This is a genomic window from Synechococcus sp. H60.1, assembly GCF_047462335.1.
Lineage (GTDB): Bacteria > Cyanobacteriota > Cyanobacteriia > Thermostichales > Thermostichaceae > Thermostichus.
In genome coordinates this window covers 38,604-56,978 of sequence record NZ_JANSJA010000148.1, presented here as the reverse complement: position 1 = coordinate 56,978, position 18,375 = coordinate 38,604, and the positions used below count along the sequence as shown (strand labels likewise).

General features: G+C 61.1%; 15 protein-coding genes. 3 read left to right on the top strand and 12 right to left on the bottom strand.

Translation table 11 applies throughout. The features are described from left to right. Positions 1–161: 161 nt before the first annotated feature. Positions 162–539 carry a hypothetical protein gene (locus NW852_RS07885; protein WP_414371181.1) on the bottom strand — a complete coding sequence of 126 codons (378 nt, stop codon included), beginning with the start codon at positions 537–539 and terminating at the stop codon, positions 162–164. Between the two features lie 394 nt (positions 540–933). On the opposite strand from NW852_RS07885, the gene NW852_RS07880 reads away from it, so the two are divergent. Further along, on the top strand, positions 934–5,508 hold the full coding sequence (locus NW852_RS07880; RefSeq protein ID WP_414371183.1) for a GAF domain-containing protein: 4,575 nt from the start codon (positions 934–936) through the stop codon (positions 5,506–5,508). A 224-nt stretch (positions 5,509–5,732) separates the two neighbouring features. On the opposite strand, the gene NW852_RS07875 is transcribed toward NW852_RS07880, so the two are convergent. The 8 genes from NW852_RS07875 to recJ all read right to left on the bottom strand — a co-directional run bounded on the left by NW852_RS07875 (position 5,733) and on the right by recJ (position 14,117). Beyond that, a complete protein-coding gene (locus tag NW852_RS07875; protein ID WP_414361756.1) occupies positions 5,733–5,903 on the bottom strand; it encodes a high light inducible protein in 171 nt (56 codons plus the stop codon). A 75-nt stretch (positions 5,904–5,978) separates the two neighbouring features. Next, positions 5,979–7,001, bottom strand: coding sequence for a spermidine/putrescine ABC transporter substrate-binding protein (locus NW852_RS07870; RefSeq protein ID WP_414426613.1), 1,023 nt, complete (start codon positions 6,999–7,001; stop codon positions 5,979–5,981). 196 nt (positions 7,002–7,197) lie between these two features. Continuing rightward, positions 7,198–8,151, bottom strand: a complete 954-nt coding sequence (locus tag NW852_RS07865) for a CHAD domain-containing protein (RefSeq protein ID WP_414426612.1) — start codon at positions 8,149–8,151, stop codon at positions 7,198–7,200. A 167-nt stretch (positions 8,152–8,318) separates the two neighbouring features. Beyond that, positions 8,319–8,966 carry a dTMP kinase gene (gene tmk / locus NW852_RS07860; RefSeq protein ID WP_414371189.1) on the bottom strand — a complete coding sequence of 216 codons (648 nt, stop codon included), beginning with the start codon at positions 8,964–8,966 and terminating at the stop codon, positions 8,319–8,321. Positions 8,967–8,989: 23 nt separating this feature from the next. Further along, positions 8,990–9,751 (bottom strand): hypothetical protein, encoded by a 762-nt coding sequence (locus tag NW852_RS07855; RefSeq protein ID WP_414426611.1) that lies wholly within the window; start codon positions 9,749–9,751, stop codon positions 8,990–8,992. 551 nt (positions 9,752–10,302) lie between these two features. Further along, positions 10,303–10,896, bottom strand: coding sequence for an RdgB/HAM1 family non-canonical purine NTP pyrophosphatase (gene rdgB / locus NW852_RS07850; RefSeq protein ID WP_414365002.1), 594 nt, complete (start codon positions 10,894–10,896; stop codon positions 10,303–10,305). Between the two features lie 70 nt (positions 10,897–10,966). Further along, positions 10,967–11,632 (bottom strand): metallophosphoesterase family protein, encoded by a 666-nt coding sequence (locus NW852_RS07845; RefSeq protein ID WP_414365000.1) that lies wholly within the window; start codon positions 11,630–11,632, stop codon positions 10,967–10,969. 22 nt (positions 11,633–11,654) lie between these two features. Beyond that, positions 11,655–14,117 carry a single-stranded-DNA-specific exonuclease RecJ gene (gene recJ, locus NW852_RS07840; RefSeq protein ID WP_414371194.1) on the bottom strand — a complete coding sequence of 821 codons (2,463 nt, stop codon included), beginning with the start codon at positions 14,115–14,117 and terminating at the stop codon, positions 11,655–11,657. Positions 14,118–14,214: 97 nt separating this feature from the next. Here recJ and NW852_RS07835 point away from each other — a divergent pair, with 97 nt between their 5' ends. Further along, positions 14,215–14,631 carry a hypothetical protein gene (locus NW852_RS07835; RefSeq protein ID WP_414364996.1) on the top strand — a complete coding sequence of 139 codons (417 nt, stop codon included), beginning with the start codon at positions 14,215–14,217 and terminating at the stop codon, positions 14,629–14,631. Between the two features lie 179 nt (positions 14,632–14,810). Further along, the gene (locus NW852_RS07830) at positions 14,811–15,917 is read left to right on the top strand and encodes an SPOR domain-containing protein (protein ID WP_414398764.1); all 1,107 of its coding nucleotides are present in this window, start codon (positions 14,811–14,813) and stop codon (positions 15,915–15,917) included. A gap of 42 nt (positions 15,918–15,959) precedes the next feature. Here the strand turns inward: NW852_RS07830 and NW852_RS07825 are convergent, their stop codons facing one another. The 3 genes from NW852_RS07825 to NW852_RS07815 all read right to left on the bottom strand — a co-directional run bounded on the left by NW852_RS07825 (position 15,960) and on the right by NW852_RS07815 (position 18,127). Next, positions 15,960–16,673, bottom strand: coding sequence for an HNH endonuclease (locus NW852_RS07825; protein ID WP_414371197.1), 714 nt, complete (start codon positions 16,671–16,673; stop codon positions 15,960–15,962). A 23-nt stretch (positions 16,674–16,696) separates the two neighbouring features. Further along, positions 16,697–17,491 carry a DsbA family protein gene (locus NW852_RS07820; protein ID WP_414371199.1) on the bottom strand — a complete coding sequence of 265 codons (795 nt, stop codon included), beginning with the start codon at positions 17,489–17,491 and terminating at the stop codon, positions 16,697–16,699. Positions 17,492–17,581: 90 nt separating this feature from the next. Then, positions 17,582–18,127 (bottom strand): RNA-binding protein, encoded by a 546-nt coding sequence (locus NW852_RS07815; protein WP_414364604.1) that lies wholly within the window; start codon positions 18,125–18,127, stop codon positions 17,582–17,584. Positions 18,128–18,375 lie beyond the last annotated feature (248 nt).

The window sequence follows — 18,375 nt, the reverse complement described above, 5'->3', positions numbered from 1 at the left end:
ATTCAGGTTCTAGTGGCAGCAATGCCATCGGGGTTCAAGTCCCCGGTTCCGCATTCTTTTGGCTTGGTTGCTAACTACTCCATCACCTCAACGTAGAGCAAGCCCTAAAAGAATCTTGCTTGGCTGCAGAACTCCTGTGAGGCCGGAAAAGGCCGTAACTTTTAGAGAGTCAGCTCTTTTTCGATTTGGGAGAGCTTGATACGAGCAAGAGCCAAGTTGCCTTTCTCCCGATCCAAAGCCAGATAGAAAAATAGCCCAGGTATGTGCTTAAGTAGATACATCAGGTGATACTGAGTCTCCAGAATAATAAGTATCTCTTCGATTCTGTCGGCGAACTTAAGAGACTCTGCAACTCGCATCTTGGCGCGGATCACCTCTGTGTTTCCGGCAATGGCCAACTCCAGATTAGCTTCGGGAAAGGCAGGGCTGTTGGTGCCCTTAAACCCCAGACACATTCCGGTCTTCCAGTCCCCCAAAGCCACGCCCAGTGCTCCGTCAATGGTGAGAGCCTTCACCAGACTGTCTTGAAGCTTGTTCATAAGACTGCCCTATCCCCAAAAGCCTGATCCTGAAGTCTGTCCGACCATCATAAGTCTCTAATTGGAAAGTTTCAACTTAAAAGTACTAGAACCTGCTTATTTTTAAGATAAGTAAAACTAAATGCTAAATGTGTTAAGCGAGGGTCGTCGAGATTTTCTTGCCTTTACGTGTATCTGTATAGTTTCTTGAAAGCCAAGCCCCTGGGATCACCCTCCGAGAACAAGGGCATTTCCCTCAAGTCAGGCAGTACGGCTCCCGCTTGGTTCGTTTGGGGGCATAGATCCTTGAGGATTTCGGCAAGGCGGTCGGGGAGTTATGCTGGGGTTGTCTCTTTTACCAGGCTGCTGAGGTTCACCCACGGCAGCGCGGGATCCCGTCTCTCCAGCTTGACCTATGCCCAAGGCTCCCCTTCCCCCCAACGAAGAAGAGCGGCTGGCTGCCCTACGAGAGTATCAAGTTCTCGATACAGCCCCTGAAACTGCCTTTGACGAGATCGTCCGGCTTGCTGCTTACATCTGCGGCACGCCCGTCTCGCTGGTCTCTCTCATCGACGAGCATCGCCAGTGGTTTAAGGCCAAGTTCGGCATTGAGGGCATCGAGGAAACGCCGCGGGATGTGGCCTTCTGTGCCCACGCCATTCTCTCGCCCAAAGAGCCGCTGGTGGTGCCCGATGCCACCCAGGATCCGCGCTTTGCCGACAACCCTTTTGTAACCCAAGAGCCGCATATTCGCTTTTACGCCGGTGTGCCCTTGGTAACGCCGGAAGGGCAAGCGCTGGGTACCCTCTGCGTGGTGGACTACCAACCCCGCCAGCTCAGCCCGGAGCAATTGGAGCAGCTCAAGGCCCTGGCCCATCAGGTGACAGCCCAACTGGAGCTGCGCCGCACCTTGCGGGAGTTGGCCAAGGCTCCCTTGCTTCCCAAAGCTGGCGAGAGCAAGCCTGCTCGCAAAAACCGCTTTCTCCTCAAGGTCAGTGCTGGCCTGGGCCTGGCTGCCCTGATCTTGGGCGGGATCGCCTACTCTGCCCAGCGCAACGCCAGTCGCCTGCCCCAACTGACGGAGCAAGTGGCCGATACCCTGGAAGTGATCCAGAACCTGGAAGGATTGCTCTCAGAGATCCGTGCTGCCGAGGCAGGTAAACGGGGTTACCTTTTGACCAACGAGACTCGCTACCTCGACGAGTACAAGGCCAGCCTTGAGGCCATTCCCACTCGTCTTAGCCGGCTGCAAGAGTTGACAGCCGACAACCCTCTCCAGCAAGGGCGCCTGAAGTGGCTGGAGCTGCTTTTGGAACAGCGTCTGAACCTTGCCCAAGATCTTATCCGGCTCCGGGATCAAGAGGGGCTGGCCGCTGTTCAAGAAGCCTTGAAGAAGGGCGAAGGGCAAAGGTTGATGGAGCGGATCGCCAACCTAGTGGAGGCGCTCCAGGAGCAAGAGCGGCTTCTGTTGCAGCAGCGCAGCGAGCAGTTCCAGCTTGCTTGGGTTAGAACCAATGCCATCCTGCTGGGGGGGCTGGCTTTTACCTACTTGCTGTTGGCCGCAGTTTATGCCCTCATTCGCCGCGAAACTGCCGAGCGGGAGCGGGCGGAAACCTTCCTCAAGCAGGAGCGGGACTTTACCAGCGCCATCCTCGACACGGCAGGCGCTGTGGTGGTGGTCATGGATCCCGAGGGGCGCATCCTGCGCTTTAACCGCGCTGCCGAGCAGCTTTCTGGCTATTCGCTGGCAGAAGTCAAGGGCCAACTGCTCTGGGACTTGGGCTTGATCCCGGCGGGGGAGATGGCCCGCCTGAAGCAAGCTTTTCAACAACTTAAGGGCAGTCGCTCCCTTTTCTTAAACCGCCATGAAAACTTCTGGCGCACCAAGCAGGGGGCGCTGCGGCTCATTGCTTGGACCAACACCGCCCTGGTCAACGCCGAGGGCGAGGTGGAGTTTATCATCGGCACCGGCATCGACATCACCGAGCGCAAGCTGGCGGAGCTGGCTCTCAAAGAAAGCGAAGAGCGCTACCGGGATCTCTTTGAAAATGCCAGCGATCTCATTCAGGCTGTCGATGCCGAAGGGTACTTTCTCTATGTCAACCGCGCCTGGAAGGAGACCCTGGGCTACGACGAAGCTCAAATCCACCAAATGAGGGTTTTCGACATCATCCACCCCGACTATCGAGAGCACTGCCAGGTGGTTTTCCAGAAGCTTTTGGCTGGCCAACCTCTGGACAAGGTGGAGACGGCCTTTGTGACTGCCAAGGGCGAAACCATCTGGGTGGAGGGAAGTGTTAACTGCCGCCTTGAAGATGGGGTGATGGTCTCCACGCGGGGCATTTTCCGCAACATCACCGAGCGCAAAAAAGCTGCCGAGGAGCTGGAGCGGCAGAGCCGGCGGGCCCAACTGCTGGCCGATCTCAGCTTAAAGATCCGCCAATCGCTGGATATTGCCGAGATCCTGGAAACGGCAGTAACGGAGATCCAAGCCCTGCTCAGGGCGGATCGCGTTTTGGTCTACCGCTTCCAGCCGGATGGATCCGGGATCATCTCCAACGAGAAAACCCAGCCCGGCATCCCTTCCCTTTTGGGCGAGGTGATTGAGGATCCCTGTTTTCAGGAAAAATATGCCGAGCTCTACAGCCAGGGCCGGGTTCGCGCCATCAGCGACGTGGAGGCCGAAGGGCTGGAGCCCTGCTACCTGGAGCTGCTGCAAACAATGCAGGTGAAGGCCAACCTGGTGGTGCCCCTCTTCATGGAGCAGCGGCTGTGGGGGCTGTTGTTAGCCCACCAGTGTTCTGCACCCCGCCAGTGGCAGCCGTTTGAGATCGAGCTGCTGGTGCAACTGGCCAACCAAATCGGCATTGCCCTTACCCAGGCAGAGCTCCTGGAGCGGGAGCGCCAGCGCAGCCTTGAGCTAGAACAAGCCCGCAAAGCGGCAGAGCAGGCTTCTCAGGCCAAAAGCAGCTTCTTGGCCACCATGAGCCACGAGATCCGCACCCCCATGAACGCGGTGCTGGGGATGACGGGCTTGTTGCTGGAGACGCCCCTGACCCCCGAGCAGCGGGACTTTGTCGAGACCATCCGCATCAGCGGCGATGCCCTGCTGACCCTCATCAACGACATCCTGGACTTCTCCAAGCTGGAAGCCGGGGAGATGGAGCTGGAGATCCTGGACTTCGACCTGAGGGCCTGTTTGGAGGAGGTGGCGGATCTCTTTGCCCCCACTGCCCACGCCAAGGGCCTGGAGCTGGCGGTGCTCATGCCGCCGGAAGTGCCCCGCTATCTGCGGGGGGATGCGTCGCGGCTGCGCCAAATCCTCAACAACTTGGTGAGCAACGCCATCAAGTTCACCCATCAAGGGGAGGTGGTCATCCAGGCCGAGCTGCTGCAAAAAACGGCCACCCATGTCCAACTGCGGCTCTCGGTAAGGGATACAGGGATCGGGATCCCCAAGGAAGCGCAAGCCAAGCTGTTTCAGCCCTTCACCCAAGTGGATGCTTCTACCACCCGCAAATACGGGGGCACAGGGCTGGGCCTGGCCATTTGCAAGCAACTGACAGAGCTGATGGGGGGCAAGATCTTCCTAGAGAGCGAGGTGGGCCGCGGCAGCACCTTCAGCCTCGAGCTGACCCTGGAAAGACAACCCTACGCCCGACAAATCTCCCAGCACCCTGCCCGCATCCCTGTCAATCTCCAGGGCAAGCGGCTGTTGGTGGTGGACGACAACGCCACCAACCGCAAGATTGTCCGCTGCCAGGCCACCGCTTGGGGCATGGTGGTGGAAGAAGCCGAAAATGCCTACCAGGCTCTGGACAAGCTGCGCCAGGCTGCGCGGGAAGGGATCCCCTTCCCCTTGGCGGTTTTGGACATGCAGATGCCGGAGGTGGATGGGGAAACCCTGGGCCGCTGGATCAAGGCGGATCCCGAACTGTCCCCGACGCAACTGGTGATGATGACCTCGCTGGGGTTGGGGGAGCACTCCCGCCGCGCCGCCGAGATTGGCTTTGCTGCCTACCTAACCAAGCCGGTCAAGCAAACGCGATTGCAAGAAGCTCTGATCATGGCCCTGGGCAAGTCTTCCGGCCTGGCCACCGCGCTGCTGGGCATGGGCCCACCCCTTTCGCAGAGTGCGCCCTCGGCCAGCCGCCCCCAGCAACCCCTGCGCATCCTCTTGGCCGAAGACAACCCCGTCAACCAGAAGGTGGCCCTGCGCCAGCTGCAGAGCTTGGGCTACCTGGCGGATGTGGTGGCCAACGGCCAGGAGGTGCTGGATTTGCTGCAGCAAGTCAAGTACGACCTCATCCTCATGGATTGCCAGATGCCGGTGATGGATGGCTACGAGGCCACCCGCCGCCTGCGCCAGCAGGAGCGGGGATCCGGCCACCGCACCGTGGTGATTGCCATCACGGCCAACGCCATGCAGGAGGATCGGGAGCGCTGCCTGCAAGCGGGCATGGACGACTATCTCAGTAAGCCGGTGCTAAAGGAGGATCTGGAAAAAGTGCTCAACCACTGGAGCCAAAGGATCGCCCCTTCCGCAGCAGGAGCAGCCAACGGGGCGGCTTCGTCCGATCCGCCTTCTCCTGAAGCTGCCGGCGGTGACCCTGCTCCCACGCTGCCCTACCCCATCGACGCCGCCTACTTGGAGCGGGTTACGGGAGGTGACCGCCAGTTTCAGCGGGAGCTGCTGCAGGTGTTTGTCCAAGATGGCCAGGAGCAGTTGCCGCGGCTGCGCCAAGCTCTTGCAGCGGGTAATGCCGAAGACTTGAGGAAAATTGCCCACCGCCTCAAGGGAGCTAGCGCCAACGTGGGGGCCAATGGCTTTTGTCAAGCAGCCCGCGAGCTAGAACACCTGGGGGTGCAACTGGCGCAGCCGGGATCCCAAGCTGATGACCCAAAATGGGCAAGCGCTTCCCAGAACCTGGAGGAGCTGGAGCGCATCTTGGCCGACATTTGCCAGTACCTGCAGGAATTGGAAGGCTAGGGCGATCCCAGACTTGTTGCCCTCACCCCCAGCCCCTCTCCCAAAAGGAGATGGGGATCAAGTGGGGAACCGTTGGGGGCAGAAGGAACAACTACTTTCGGCTGTTTGGGCTTCACTCTGGCTCGGAACTGCAGCAAAAGCCCGGCTGCTTGAGCAAGCTAGAAGAGGACAGCCGGGCAAAAAGGTGTCTAGCTAGTGCTTCGACCCAATCAGGCGGGCTGGGATTACATCAGGCCAATTTGAGAGAGGATCCCTTGGCCCGTAAGCAACTCGGTCAAAACGCCAATCACAAAGCCCAACATTGCCAGACGGCCATTCCATTTTTCGGCGAAGGTGGTAAAGCCGAACTTAGCTTCTTGGTTTTCCATGGTTGCAACTCCATCAAGGGGTGACATCTCCAATGTGGCTCAGATATTAAAAAGTGTCAAGTTTTGTGTCGAGAGCTAACAAGGTGAGGTCGACAAGGATCCCTAGCTGCTTTTGACGGCAGTCCAGACAGCGTCTACGAGACGGAGCTCCTCCTGCGACAGCACTTTGAGGTACTGCAGCCTAGCAAAGGTTGCCTCATCGGGATAGATAGCTGGGTTTTGGCGATCCTGCGGGTTAATCTTAGGCAGGGCGGCAGCATTGGGGGTGGCAAAGCGGTTGTAGTTGCTCAGTTGGGCGCCAATTTCCGGCTCCAGAAGGAAGTTGATGAAGCGGTTGGCCAGCTCCGGGTTAGGAGCTTTGGCTGGGATGGCCATCACATCTAGCCAGATGTGAGCGCCCTCGCGAGGGACAAAGTAGCCAATGTTGGGATTTTCCTCAGCAGCTTGCAGGGCATCGCCGCTGTAGACAACCGCCACGTTGGCTGTTCCGGAGACCAATTGATTTTTGCCGCCCACCCCGCCAATGAGGCCGGCGCTGCGGCGTTTGGTGTCGATGAGAAGCTGCTGGATCTGCTGCAGTTCGGAGCGAACAGTGGTGTTGATATCGAAGCCGAGGTAGAGGGCCGCCGCGGCAATCATGGAGCGCATCTCATCGATCATCACAAAGGGGCCGTACTGCTGCTGCGGGTCGAAAATCAGACCCCAGGAGCGCTCAAAGTTTTCCGGCAGGCGGTCTTTGCGGTAGCCGATGCCGGTGGTGCCCCACTGGTAGGGAACTGTGTAGGTGTTTTCTGGGTCAAAGGGCAAGCCGACAAACTTCTCCCCCAAGTTGCGGAGATTGGGAATCAGGGCTTTGTTGAGAGGCTGCAGCAGGCCCAGCTCCACCATGTTGGGCACAACGTAGTCCGTGGGCACAACGACGTCGTACTGGCTCACGCCGCCCCCCCGCAGCTTGGCGATCATGTCCTCGTTGGACTCGTACACACTCACCACCACGCGGCTATTGGTGGCTTTCTCAAAGGCAGTGAGAATGGCCGGGTCAATGTATTCCGACCAGATGTAGAGTTGAAGGGTTTGTTTTTGGGCAGCCGTTCTCAGGGGCCAGAAGAAAAGCAGGAGCAGCAAACAGCAAAGCAAAGCGATGGCCGTGGCAATTCCCTTTTTCATAGGCAGGAGGGGCAGGAGCAGCAGTGAAGGGGCTGGAGTTCCTGCTCTGGGAAAGACTTAGACAATAGCCGACTTCCCTCTAGCCCTGAGGCAAAAGCGGAGCTCACCGCTGTCCCTCCCCTAGACCTAGAGCAGGCTTGTCCAACCCTACGCCCTAGCCTACCACCTGGGCTTCCCCGTTGCTGCTTTCCCCAGCCGAGAATAGCAGTTGATATAGCCGCTGCTGGTCGGCAGGGTTGCGGTAGCGCTGTTGCTGCAACGGCCAATCCTGCAAAGCCAGCTCTTGTTGCTCACGTAACCTAGGCTGTAGGGCCGAGTCGGCGGGCAACTTGGCCTGCAAAACCTGTAAATCGTTGAAGCGGCCCAGTTGCTCCTGTAGGCCTTTCAGAGTTTTGATCCACTCCTGCACAGTTTCCCCGTAAAAGGGGGCGAAAAACTCCACCTGGTAGCGCAGGCGTTTGGTGGCTTTGCGCAGATCGTGTAGCTGTTTGGCCTGAGATTCTGTCTCGGGAAAAGACGGGATCCGCCAGCCCGGCTGCAGGAACCAGGCGGCCAGCAAAGGAGCCAACAGGTGAGGCAAGCTCTCCTGGAGGGGAAGCTGGGCCGCAGGCCGGTAGCGGGGGTGCTCCAGCCACTCCGCGCAGGCTGCCTGAAACTCTTGGAAGTTTGCATCTTCCAAAATGCGGCGGGAACGTTTCTCGGCTTGGGCCTGACACTGCCGCAGGTCTTCCTCCAGCTCCTCCAGCTCGGCTGCTGGGATCCCCTGCCAATAGGGCTCTTGGAGGATTTCCAGCAACACGTCCAAATCCCGCTGCTGGCCCAGGGTTCTGGTCAACTTTTGCAGACGTTTGGGCTTGAGCGGCTTGGGCAGGCGCACGGATCCCTGAAACACCTCCACCCAGGTGCCGATGCGGCGCAGGCCCACCCGGATTTGATGGAGGGACTCTGCTGCCTCGGGGTGCTGGTTGAGCACTCTCCCCACGTGCTTCTGCAGCCGCTGCCATTGCTGGCTTAACAATTGGTGGGCCCAAGCGGCCACGGTGGGTGAAGGGGAAGACGCCAGCAGGATCGAGTGCTCGCTTTTCTGCTCAGCAGCAATGGCATTCACGGCAAATCTCCTCTACCTGTCAAAACGGGGCCTAAAAAGGGCAGAAGGCTTTCCCTGCATAGCCTACTTACCTTACCCTGAGGTCACCCGCGCCCTCTTCTTTTTTAACCTAATCTTAACCTCTGAGCAGGGTATGGCCAGGGAAACGGTTGAGACCGCCATTCGGGCTAGCAGGGCGGAGCCTTTGGTAGGCGGGGCCTGACCGCTGCCCAGATGCGGGTGGCTACCTCTGCCGGGGATCCCATGGCGTCGATGCGAACAATCCGCTGCGGGAACTCGGCGGCTAGAGCTTGAAATCCGCGGTAAACTCGGCGGTGAAACTCCAGGTGTTCTCGCTCGAGTTTGTCGGCCTCTGACTGTAGGGAACGGGTAATCGCTACGCGACGCTGACGCGAACGCGCCAGCCCCACCTCAGGGGGGAGATCCAACCACAGGGTGAGGTGCGGCTGCAGCCCGCCGGTAGCCAAGTGGTTGAGCTGGCGGATCTTCTCCAGGTCCAGCCCGCGACCATAGCCCTGGTAGGCCAGGGTAGAGTCGGTGAAGCGGTCGCAGAGCACAACCTGCCCTGCCGCCAGGGCGGGAAGGAGGCATCTTTGCACGTGCTCGGCCCGGTCTGCCGCGTACAGGAGCAACTCGGCCAGCGGCGTTATGGGATCCCCGTGCAACAGCAGCTCCCGCAGCACCTTTCCCAGTGCTGTGCCCCCTGGCTCGCGGGTACACAGGCAAGCATAGCCCTCTTGTTGAAGCTGCTCGGCCAAAAGGGACTGCTGAGTGGTTTTGCCCGCTCCTTCTCCACCTTCTAAGGTGATGAACACAGCAGTCTCCCTAGAAAGGAGAGCTAGCGCAGATTAAGCTGCGGTTGCAAGTTAAAGGAGTGGCCCGGGATCACCACGTACACGTCGGGGATGTTGGTAGGCTCCAGGCCTTGCAGGGCCAGCCCCTCCACGTTGGAGCGCAGGGCGTCGTTGATGGTGGTTTCCAGTTGGGAGAGAACCTGGGCCTCATTACCCTGACTGGCCAAGCTAGGAAACTGGTTGTAGATGGCGCGGGCCAAGCCGCTGGCCAAGGGGAGCTGAATGAGGGTGAGGTTGGATCCGCCCAGTTGCGGGCCTAAGGTGTTGGCTCGGCCACGGATGCCCAAGGCCTGCAGGGCGTTGGCGGTTTGGCTGACGGGGATGGTGCAGGTGTCCATCTTGTAAATGGGCACCGAGGCCATGGTGAGGGCGGAAACGCTGGTTAGTTGCACCACGGTAAAGGAAGCCGTGCCGTTGTAGGCAAAGCAAAAGTCCCGGAAGGCCGCCGGCACGTTGGCCGCGCGGATGGGACGCTCATCGTCAAAGCCGCCCGACTCCGCGAAGAGGTTGCGGATGGCAAACCCACCAAAGAAAGCCAGCAGGGCCACCACCAGCAAGATTGTCAGATCCGAAGAGGAGACTTCCCCTGAGGAGCTGCTGCTGCGCCCTCCACCTCCATATCCCCCACTGCCCCCGGAGCCGGCGGTGTAGCCGTAAGTTGCAGACCGGGAGGAGCCGGCATAGGCGGAAGAGCGGGCCGATCCGTCGTAGCCCCAGTTGCTGGAGATAGGGCGCCGGGGAACCAAGGCTTGTCCGGCACGCCTGGCCCGGGGCCGAGAGGACTCTGTCTCCTCACCCCGCGAAGATCCGGCGGCAGCTTCTCGGGCTGAGCTAGCCCTCTGTTCTCTCCTGGCATCCTCCGCTTGCAGGGCGCGCCCAGAGAGACGAGCAGAAGACGCCTTCCCATTGTTTTGCCTCTCCTCATCCTCTAGCCAGTCTTGGGCACCGCCAGCGGAGGGGGCAGAACTGTCCTCCGGCAAGGGGGGCGGGGAACGCCGGCCTTGGGACTCTGAGCTGCTGGGAGCTTGGCCGCGGCTTCCCTCACCGGCAGCAGCCGTTGAGTCTGGAAAACGGTTTGGATCGCGCTCCTCAGAGAAGGTCATTCTTCAGGCTCCCAACGCAAAACTGGCATTCCCATCTTCCTGTACCGAGGAAACCTTTTGGCAGGTAGGATCCACAGAGCTGCAGCCTTGGGGTTCAAGGGATCCCCTCAGCGGCATTGTGCAGCCTTTTCTGGCCCAGGTTGCTGCCGTGATCTCGGGCTCTTGTCGTGGACAAATGCCGCCGTACCTCCAAGCTAGCCTAGACTGCGCTCCAAGATCAGGAGCTGTTCTTTCAAGGCCCTCAGGGCCTGGCCGCGGTGGCTGACGGCTTCCTTTTGCGCCGGGCTCATCTCGGCAAAGGTCAGCCCCACCTCCGGCACCCAAAAGAGCGGGTCATAGCCAAATCCTCCTGCTCCCCGGGGCTGAGCCAGGATCTCCCCGTGGCAGATGCCCTCCACCAAGGCCCGCACCTGCCCCTGGGGATCCACCACAGCAATGGCGCAGTGAAAGCTGGCTTGGCGGTTGGGGATCCCTTCCATCTCCCGCAGCAGCCGCGCAATGCGGGCGGCATCGTCAGGGGCATAGCGGGCCGAATGGATCCCCGGGGCGCCGCCAAGGGCTGCCACCGCCAGCCCAGAGTCATCGGCAATGGCCCACTCCCCCAGAGCGGCTGCTACAGCCTTGGCCTTGAGAAGGGCATTTTCGACAAAGGTGCTGCCGCTTTCTTCCACTTCTATCGCCGCCGGCAGGGGACGCAGATCCCAGCTGGGAGCATGGGCCTGGAAGAAGGTGTTGAACTCCCGCCATTTACCAGGGTTGCTGCTGGCCAAGATCAAGGGGCGCGCCATAGGCTGGGGATCGCGGGAAACACAGGTATCTTAGCGGAAGAAAGCAGACAGCAGAGGGCTGCCCAGGTCCTCAGTGGATTTCCAGAACCATGTTGTGCAAGGCCGTGTTGATCACCAGGGTGGAGCCGCAGCGTTCCACCTTTCCCCCGTCCCAGTGCATGTGGCCGCAGATGTAGTAGCGCGGCTGTAGGTGATCCAACAGGGGGCGCAGGGTGGGCATGCGGCGGTGGTACCATTTGCCGCCTTCGTCCAACAGGCCCCGCGGCGGCGCGTGGCTAAGCAGCAGGTCAATGGGGCGAGGAGGCTGGCTGTAGAGGGTAAGCAGCTCCTGCAGATGGCTGCGGGTAAGGGTCCAGCTCCAGCCGCAAGGGGGAGTCCAGGGCACCGCCAACACTTGCAGCCCTAGCCACTCAAAGTAACAAGACTGGGTGATGGCCCGTCCCCACCTGCCAGCTAGGGCATCCAACACGGCAGCGGCTGGGTCGTGGTTGCCGGGCAAAAAGAGCCAGGGCTTGCCCAGGCCGTCTACTGCCGCCAGGAAAGATTGCAACTGGATGACCTCAGCTTCGGCTGTTGGGTAAAAGCCTTGGGTGGCGTTGAGGGAGGGCTTGCCAGCCTTGGAGCAGAAGTCGCCGCAGTTGATGTAGGCATCCACCTGGGGCAGATGGTCAAGGGCCTGCTGGATCAGCCGGTTGCTGCCGTGGTAGTCGGAGCCGAGGAGCAGTTTAATCCCCATAGGCTGGCGGGAAGCAAAGGGTCTATTGCGGACGGGATCCCTGCAGCAGGGCAGCCACCTGTTGCCAGGAGCTGCGGTACCAGGCCCGTTGGGCCTCCAGCTCCTCTTCTAAAGATCCTGTCGGGCCAAACTCCGGACAGGCATACCCCAGGGAGCGCAGGCCCGCCACCAACAGTGCTGGCGACAGCCACCATTGTTGGGCCAAGCGTAACAGATCCACCTGGGCTTGGTTTTGCAGGTAGTGGCGCAATTGCCGTTGTAAGACAGCGGCGGAGGGCAGAGGCACCGCCTGGTGGTGCAGGACAACGAGCAGCGCGTCGCTAGGGGTGCAGTAGAGCAGCCACTTGAGGTGATCCAAAGAGGGAGGCCAGCTCCACAGCCACAGTTGGTCGTAGCGATGGCCAGCTTGGGGGCGGTCGTAGTGGAGGGTTAGGGAGGGATGCTGCTTCGGGAGAAGGACAAACGTAGGGCGCCGGAAGCCGTAGAGGAGGATCGTTCCCCGCGCCTGGGGCAGGAGGGCAGAAAATCGAGATGCAGCCTGCCAACGCAGCGGTTGGGTGGGCTGGGGGGCAGGGCGATAGATCAGCAGGGGCGAGGGTGCTGTCTGGGCCCCAGCTTTGGCATTGGACATGGTGGGAGCAACGGCGGCGGGCGAAAGATTGGCAGAGCTGGCCTCTGCGGCAGGCCGGATCCCAAGAATTTCCAGCTCCAGTTGGGTTTCTTCCCCCCACCTTTTAGCCTTGAGGGTGTAGGCGATGTCAATCTGCTCCGGCAGGGGATAGGCGGCGGCCCCTCGCCAGCAAATGGCCCAAAGGGGACGGCTGGGGACTTTGGCTGGTGCGGCAAGCGAGGATCCTGCCCCGTCCAGGCGCCGGCTGACGGGATCCCGGAGCAGCAGCTTTAGGTGGCCGGGGGTATCCTCCTCCCCCTGGGCAGGCTGCGGGCCAAATCGCTGCTGCTGCAGCACCTGCAGGTTGCGGCTGCAAAAGACCGGCTCAGGATTGCCGATGCCACAGGGTTGCAACCGTTGCAGCTCTCGGTAGAGGTCGAGGGTGAGATCCGCCAGCGCCACCTCCGCGTCGATCTGCACCAGGGGCCGGATTTGCTCCGGCTGCAGACGCTGTTGGGCCAATTGCCGCAGCCGCTCTTCCAAAAGAGGCCAGTTTTCCGCTTTCAGGCTAAACCCCCCCGCCGCCGGGTGGCCGCCATGTTTGATAAACAGATCCTTGCAAAACTCCAGGGCCTGAAACACGTCGAACTCCGGGATCCCCTGCCGCGCCGAGCCAGTGATCTCCCCCTGGCGCGACTGGCTGCCGATAAACACTGGACAGCCAAAGCGCTCCGCCAGCCGCGAAGCCACCAGGCCAATCACCCCCTTGTGCCAGCGCTGCTGGGGAGTTCCCAAAAGGATTAACACCCGCTCCTGCGCCAGATCCCGCTCTTGCCGGGCCATCTGCTCCAAAGCCTCCGCCTCAATGCGGCTGCACATCTGCTGCCGCACCTGGTTGAGCCGTTCACAGCGGCGGGCCAGTTTCTCTGCCTGCTGCGGGTCGTCGGTGGTCAGCAGCCGGATCCCCATCTCCGGTCGGCCAATTCGCCCAATGGCATTGATGCGGGGCCCCAAGCCAAACCCTACCCACTCTGGCCGCAGCTCCTCTAGGGATCCTGTCATTCCCATCACTGCCAAGAGGGCGCGGATCCCGGCCAGCGGCGAAGTGGGCAAGAGAGCCAGCCCCTGCCGCACCCAAAGACGGTTCACCCCCGTCAGCGGCGCCAAATCGGCAATGGTGCCCACGGTAAACAGTTCCAGGGCTACCCGCCCCAACTGTTCGTCGCCGCGGCGCTCTGCCAAGGCTTGGGCCAGGAGGTAGGCCACCCCCACCCCGGCCATCCCCCGATAGGGAGACGATGCCGGGATCCGCTTGGGGTTGAGAATGGCGTCGGCAGGGGGCAACTGGGGGGGCAAGTCGTGGTGATCTGTCACGATCACCGTTAGCCCTAACTCTTTGGCCAGTTGGATGGGCTCGTGGGCAGCAATGCCATTGTCTACGGTGAGAATGAGGCGTACCCCCTCGCGGTGCAGCTCTTGCACCATGCGGCTGTTGAGGCCATAGCCCTCCCTGAGGCGGCTGGGGATGCGGTAAACCACCGGTGTGCCCCGCAAAGCCCGCAGCAGCAGGGCCGTGCTGGTCATGCCGTCGGCATCGTAGTCGCCGCAGATGGCGATGGGCTCCTGCCGGCAAATCGCCCTCTCCAACAGCTCTACCGCCAGGGGCAGCTCGGCAAAGTCATGGCTGGGCGGGGGCAGGTAGGTGGGATCCGGCTGCAAATAGTGTTGGATCTCGGCGGGGCCAGACAGGCCGCGGTTGAGCAGGATCTGGGCCAACAGGGGCGAGATCCCCACGACCTCAGCCAGACGCCGGGCCGTCGGCTCATCCACAGGATGGAACAGCCAGCGTTGGTCGGGGATCCCGGCCATGGCCATTGGTCTTCAGCTAGCGGGTAGCAGTGCTACAGTTGGCCTGTAAGCTATCTTTTGACCCTAACCTAAAAACGCCTCTCTGCTCCTCAGTGCGCTGCCCATGTATTCTCTGCTGCTTACCTATGGCCTCAACCCGCTGACGGGACTGAAGCTGTTGGTCAAATCCCCTGAGCAGGCCTCCCTGTGGACGTTGATCCAGCAGCTCTGGGGCCGCCCCGGATCCCGGCGCCGCAGGCCGCGACTCCAAATCTCTCTGGGCCGCCTCGTGCCCGAACAGAGCGAGCGCCTGTCTAAGTTGGAGGTGCTGCTGCGCTTGCGGTTTTTCATCGCCATCGAAGCTGCAACGCCGGAGCAGCCTTTGCCGGCCCTCCCCTCCGGCCAGGGATCCACCATTCAGCTTGCCCGCTACACCGAAGGTTCCCAGCACTACAAAACCGAGATCCTCCGCTTTGCCCTGGGAGGATCCCGCGCCCTCGGAGCGCCGCGCCGCCAGAGCTATCGTCGCCGCCGCTTCTAAAAACCCCTGGCTGAAACCGTTCCGACCAGCAGTGGAGTTCTGCCGACCTGTCTATACTAGAGATGCGCTAAATCTGTGCTTCTCCCGTGAACGCTGGGCTGTGTCAGTGCCACAGATGGCTTATAAACCAAAGGGCTGCTCCAGGGTGGCAGGGGATCCCCGCCGGCCCATGGCCCCAAGTGGGGAGGACGGCAGCCCTCCTGGCTGGATCCCTGGCGGCTGGCATGCTTGCCCTGCCCGCTGCTTTGGCCTTAACCCGCTACCAAGTCCACGTCTTGGCCGCCGAGGCAGCCGCCTTGGCTCAGGTGCGTGCCCAGGTACCGGACGCCTATTTCGTGCAAGGGGATGGACAGGTATTCATTCTGGCAGGAACCTTCATCAACCGCAACCACGCCCAACGCCGCCAGGCCGAATTGGAACGGTTGGGCTTGCCGGTGCGGGTGGTGAGCCGTCAAGATACGGATCCGCCCCTTCCGCCCGCTTTCCCCGCCCAAACAGCGCCCGACCGCCCCTCCGCCAGTTCTGAAAACCCTGTCCCACCGGCGCCAACGGCTCCCCCCTCCGATCCCCAGCGGCCCTTTGCCACCTATGTGCCCAACCCCAGCAGGGATCCCCGGCTAGAGGAGCGGGTACGCCGCTTCTTTCCAGGGGCTGCTGTGGTGCAATACCGCGGCCAGGCCGCCTTGCAGACGGGCACCTTCTCCCGCCTGTCGTTGGCCCAGGATCAGGCCCGCTGGCTAACTGCCCAGGGCTTGCCGGCGGTGGCGGTGTCGCTAGCTGAAGGGGGATCCGGAAGGGATCCCGACTCCCAGCCACCTCAGGGGGAGCGCTACTGGGTGTTGGTGGCGGATCCCAGGGGGGAGAAATGGCCTGCACTCAAACAACTGCTAGAGGGATCCCTGCCCTTGATCTACGACGACCTGCGGGTGGTGCGCACGGGCGGGTTTGCCGACCCGGCTGCTGCCGCCGAACAAGTGCGGTACCTGGCTGGCCAAGGCTACGAAGCCGGGATCTTCCCCGCCGACCTGCGCCGCTCTCGACCGCTTCTGGTTCAGGATCCCACCCCCTCTCCCGCATCCCTGCGCGAAGAAGGCACAGGTGGATTTTGGGTGGTGGTATCCGCCGGGGCAGAGGCGCTGCCTAAGCTGCAGCAGTTTGCCCCTGACGCTTTTGTGCGCGGCTCTGTGATTCAGGTGGGCACTTACCGGCAGCGGGCCAATGCCGAACAGGCGCGGCGTGCCCTGGCCGAGGCGGGGTTTGACGCCCGCGTCCTGCCCGTCGAGTAGCAGCAGCCGGCTTCAGCCCCTTTCCCTGAGGGAGAGGGGAGGTCAGAAACCGTTTCGCGGCTGTTGAGCATAGCCCCATTGGGCCTCGTTGCCCTTTGCACCACTTCTTGGAATCACCAGGGATCCTTCTACAAGTGAGATCGCCGCCAGGGTGAGGCGCAGGGTTTCCGCCTGTAACTGGGCCGGGCTGGCCAGGGGATAGGCCAACTGTTGCATCACTTGGGGGCAATTCCCACCGCCAAGATCTAGGCTGGGATCCAACCAGTCCAGTTGCCTTTCGCAGGGGTTGGACGGGGTGCTGTGGATATCCTCCACCCCTGGATCGGCCCCGGTAAGGCGGAGCCAACACCGAAAGCTGGGCCAGAGTTGTGGGGGCAAAGCCCGCACCTGACCCGGCACAGCCCTGTCGAAATAGATGAGAAAGTCTGCCTTCCAGCCGTTGCAGGCCGGGCAGAGGGGCTGCAAGTTGGCAGCCGTGTTGGGCCCTCCGCGGCTGAGCGGGATGATGTGATCCTGCACAGGGGCGGATCCCACCTGTGACCATGGCCTGCCACAGCGGGGGCAACAGGGGTACCAGCGCAACAGTTGCCAGAACTCGGCAGTGGCCACCTGGCCCGTCAGGTCGTAGCTGCCCCGCTTTTCCTTGGCACGAGCGGCCTGTCGCTTCTGGCGTTGTCGTCTTGCACAGGTGGGGCAGGGATCCGGTCGAAACAGGAACTCATCCCCACACTCCGGGCAACGATAGGGACTCGACATCAGGACCTAAGACCCTGAACGGGCTAAAGAGCTTGTTTGGCCTGTTGCAGCGTCTGCTCAAACACCTCCAGCGGCTGCGCCCCCGAGAAGGCAATGCCGTTCAAGATGAAATAGGGCGTGCCGCCAATGCCCAGTTGAGAGGCCAGATCCATATCCCGCTGAATGGCTCGCTCTGCCGCCCGGCTGCGCCGATCCCGGTTGAACTTCTCCACGTTCAGGCCCAACTTCTCGGCAGTGGCCACATAAAACGCATCCCCAAGCTGGGATTGGTTGGCGAAGAGCTCGTCGTGGAACTCCCAGAACTTGCCCTGGCGGTGGGCAGCCCAAGCCGCGCGAGCCGCCGCCATCGCCTCCGGGTGGATGCTGGTCAAGGGCAGGTGCTTATACACCAAGGTCACCTCCTTCCCGTGCTCGGCCATGAACTGTTTGAGGGTGTCGTGGGCGCGGGCGCAGAAGGGACATTGGAAATCAGAAAACTCCACCAACACCAGCCGCAAAGTGTCGGATCCCAGTTGAGGAGAGTCTCCGATGACAGCACGCGGGTTCTCCCGCAACTGACGGCCAAATTCTTCCGCCAACTGCTGCTGTTGTTGCTGCTGCTCTTGGTACTGCCGCTGCTGGTACTCCTGCACAGCCTCAAGGATCACCTGGGGGTTCTTGCGAATGATCTGCAGCACCTGCTCCTCCAAATCGGCTGGAGCTGCGAAGGCAACTTGGACAACACTGCTCATCCCCAGCCAAACCAGCAGCACGGCGAGGAACCCAGCCTTGGCCAAGTGCTGTCCCCACACGCGAAAAACCCTTGCCAGCCTATCCATTCCAAAACCCCCTCCAGGTATGCCCAGAGCTGTACAGCTCAACCAAGCTAACGCCAGATGGCGGCGATGTCTACCACGCTTTCGGGGGGATCAGGAGTTGGTCGCTTGGAGAAGCTGCTCCTTAATCCGCTGCAGCTGGCTGGCCCAACGGGGATCCGGCTCAGAGGCCCCTTCGGTCTCGGCAACGACATTGCCTCCGCCCCCTTTGTGGCCCCGCTGGCGTTGCTTCTTGCTGGGGGCGGACTTGTCCCCCGACTCTTTGGAGCCTTTGGAAGAACCTCGGGGCTCAGGATCCCCGGGCGCCCTGGAATCCTTGCCAGCGTCTTTGGCAGACTCCTTAGCTGGGGAGCCGGAGGCTGCTGCTTTGGCTTCGGCGTCTTCCCGTTTCTCCCGCGGCTGGGCAATCTCGATGCGCAAGTTGACATCGCCAAAGCTATGGCCGTTGAATTTCTCGATGTACTGCTGCGCCTGCTCTTCGGTGCTCACAGTTACAAACCCGAAGCCGCGACATTTGCCTGTCCGCCGATCCCGAATCACCTTGGTGGAAATGACCTCACCTGCAGAGCTAAAGAGCTTCTCCAATGCCTGACGATCCACCTCTTCCGGCAGATTTCCGACATACAGACGAACGGGCATGATGCAGCGAAGCTCCTTATCGAAATAACAGAAGGCCAAAATGCAACGGGTCAATCCAAAAGCATTGGGGCTGCCAGATTAGGAAACCCAGAACTCAGTAGTTCATTGTCCCATCCCAGCGCAGCACAAACCGCAACCTTTGCAAAGCATAAAGCTATTTTTCAATTTACCTCAGGCCCAAGCCAAAAAGCTGAGCAAAACGGCTTTGTCGATTGGCTGGCTGACCCAGGCAGCTTTTGCAGGGAGCG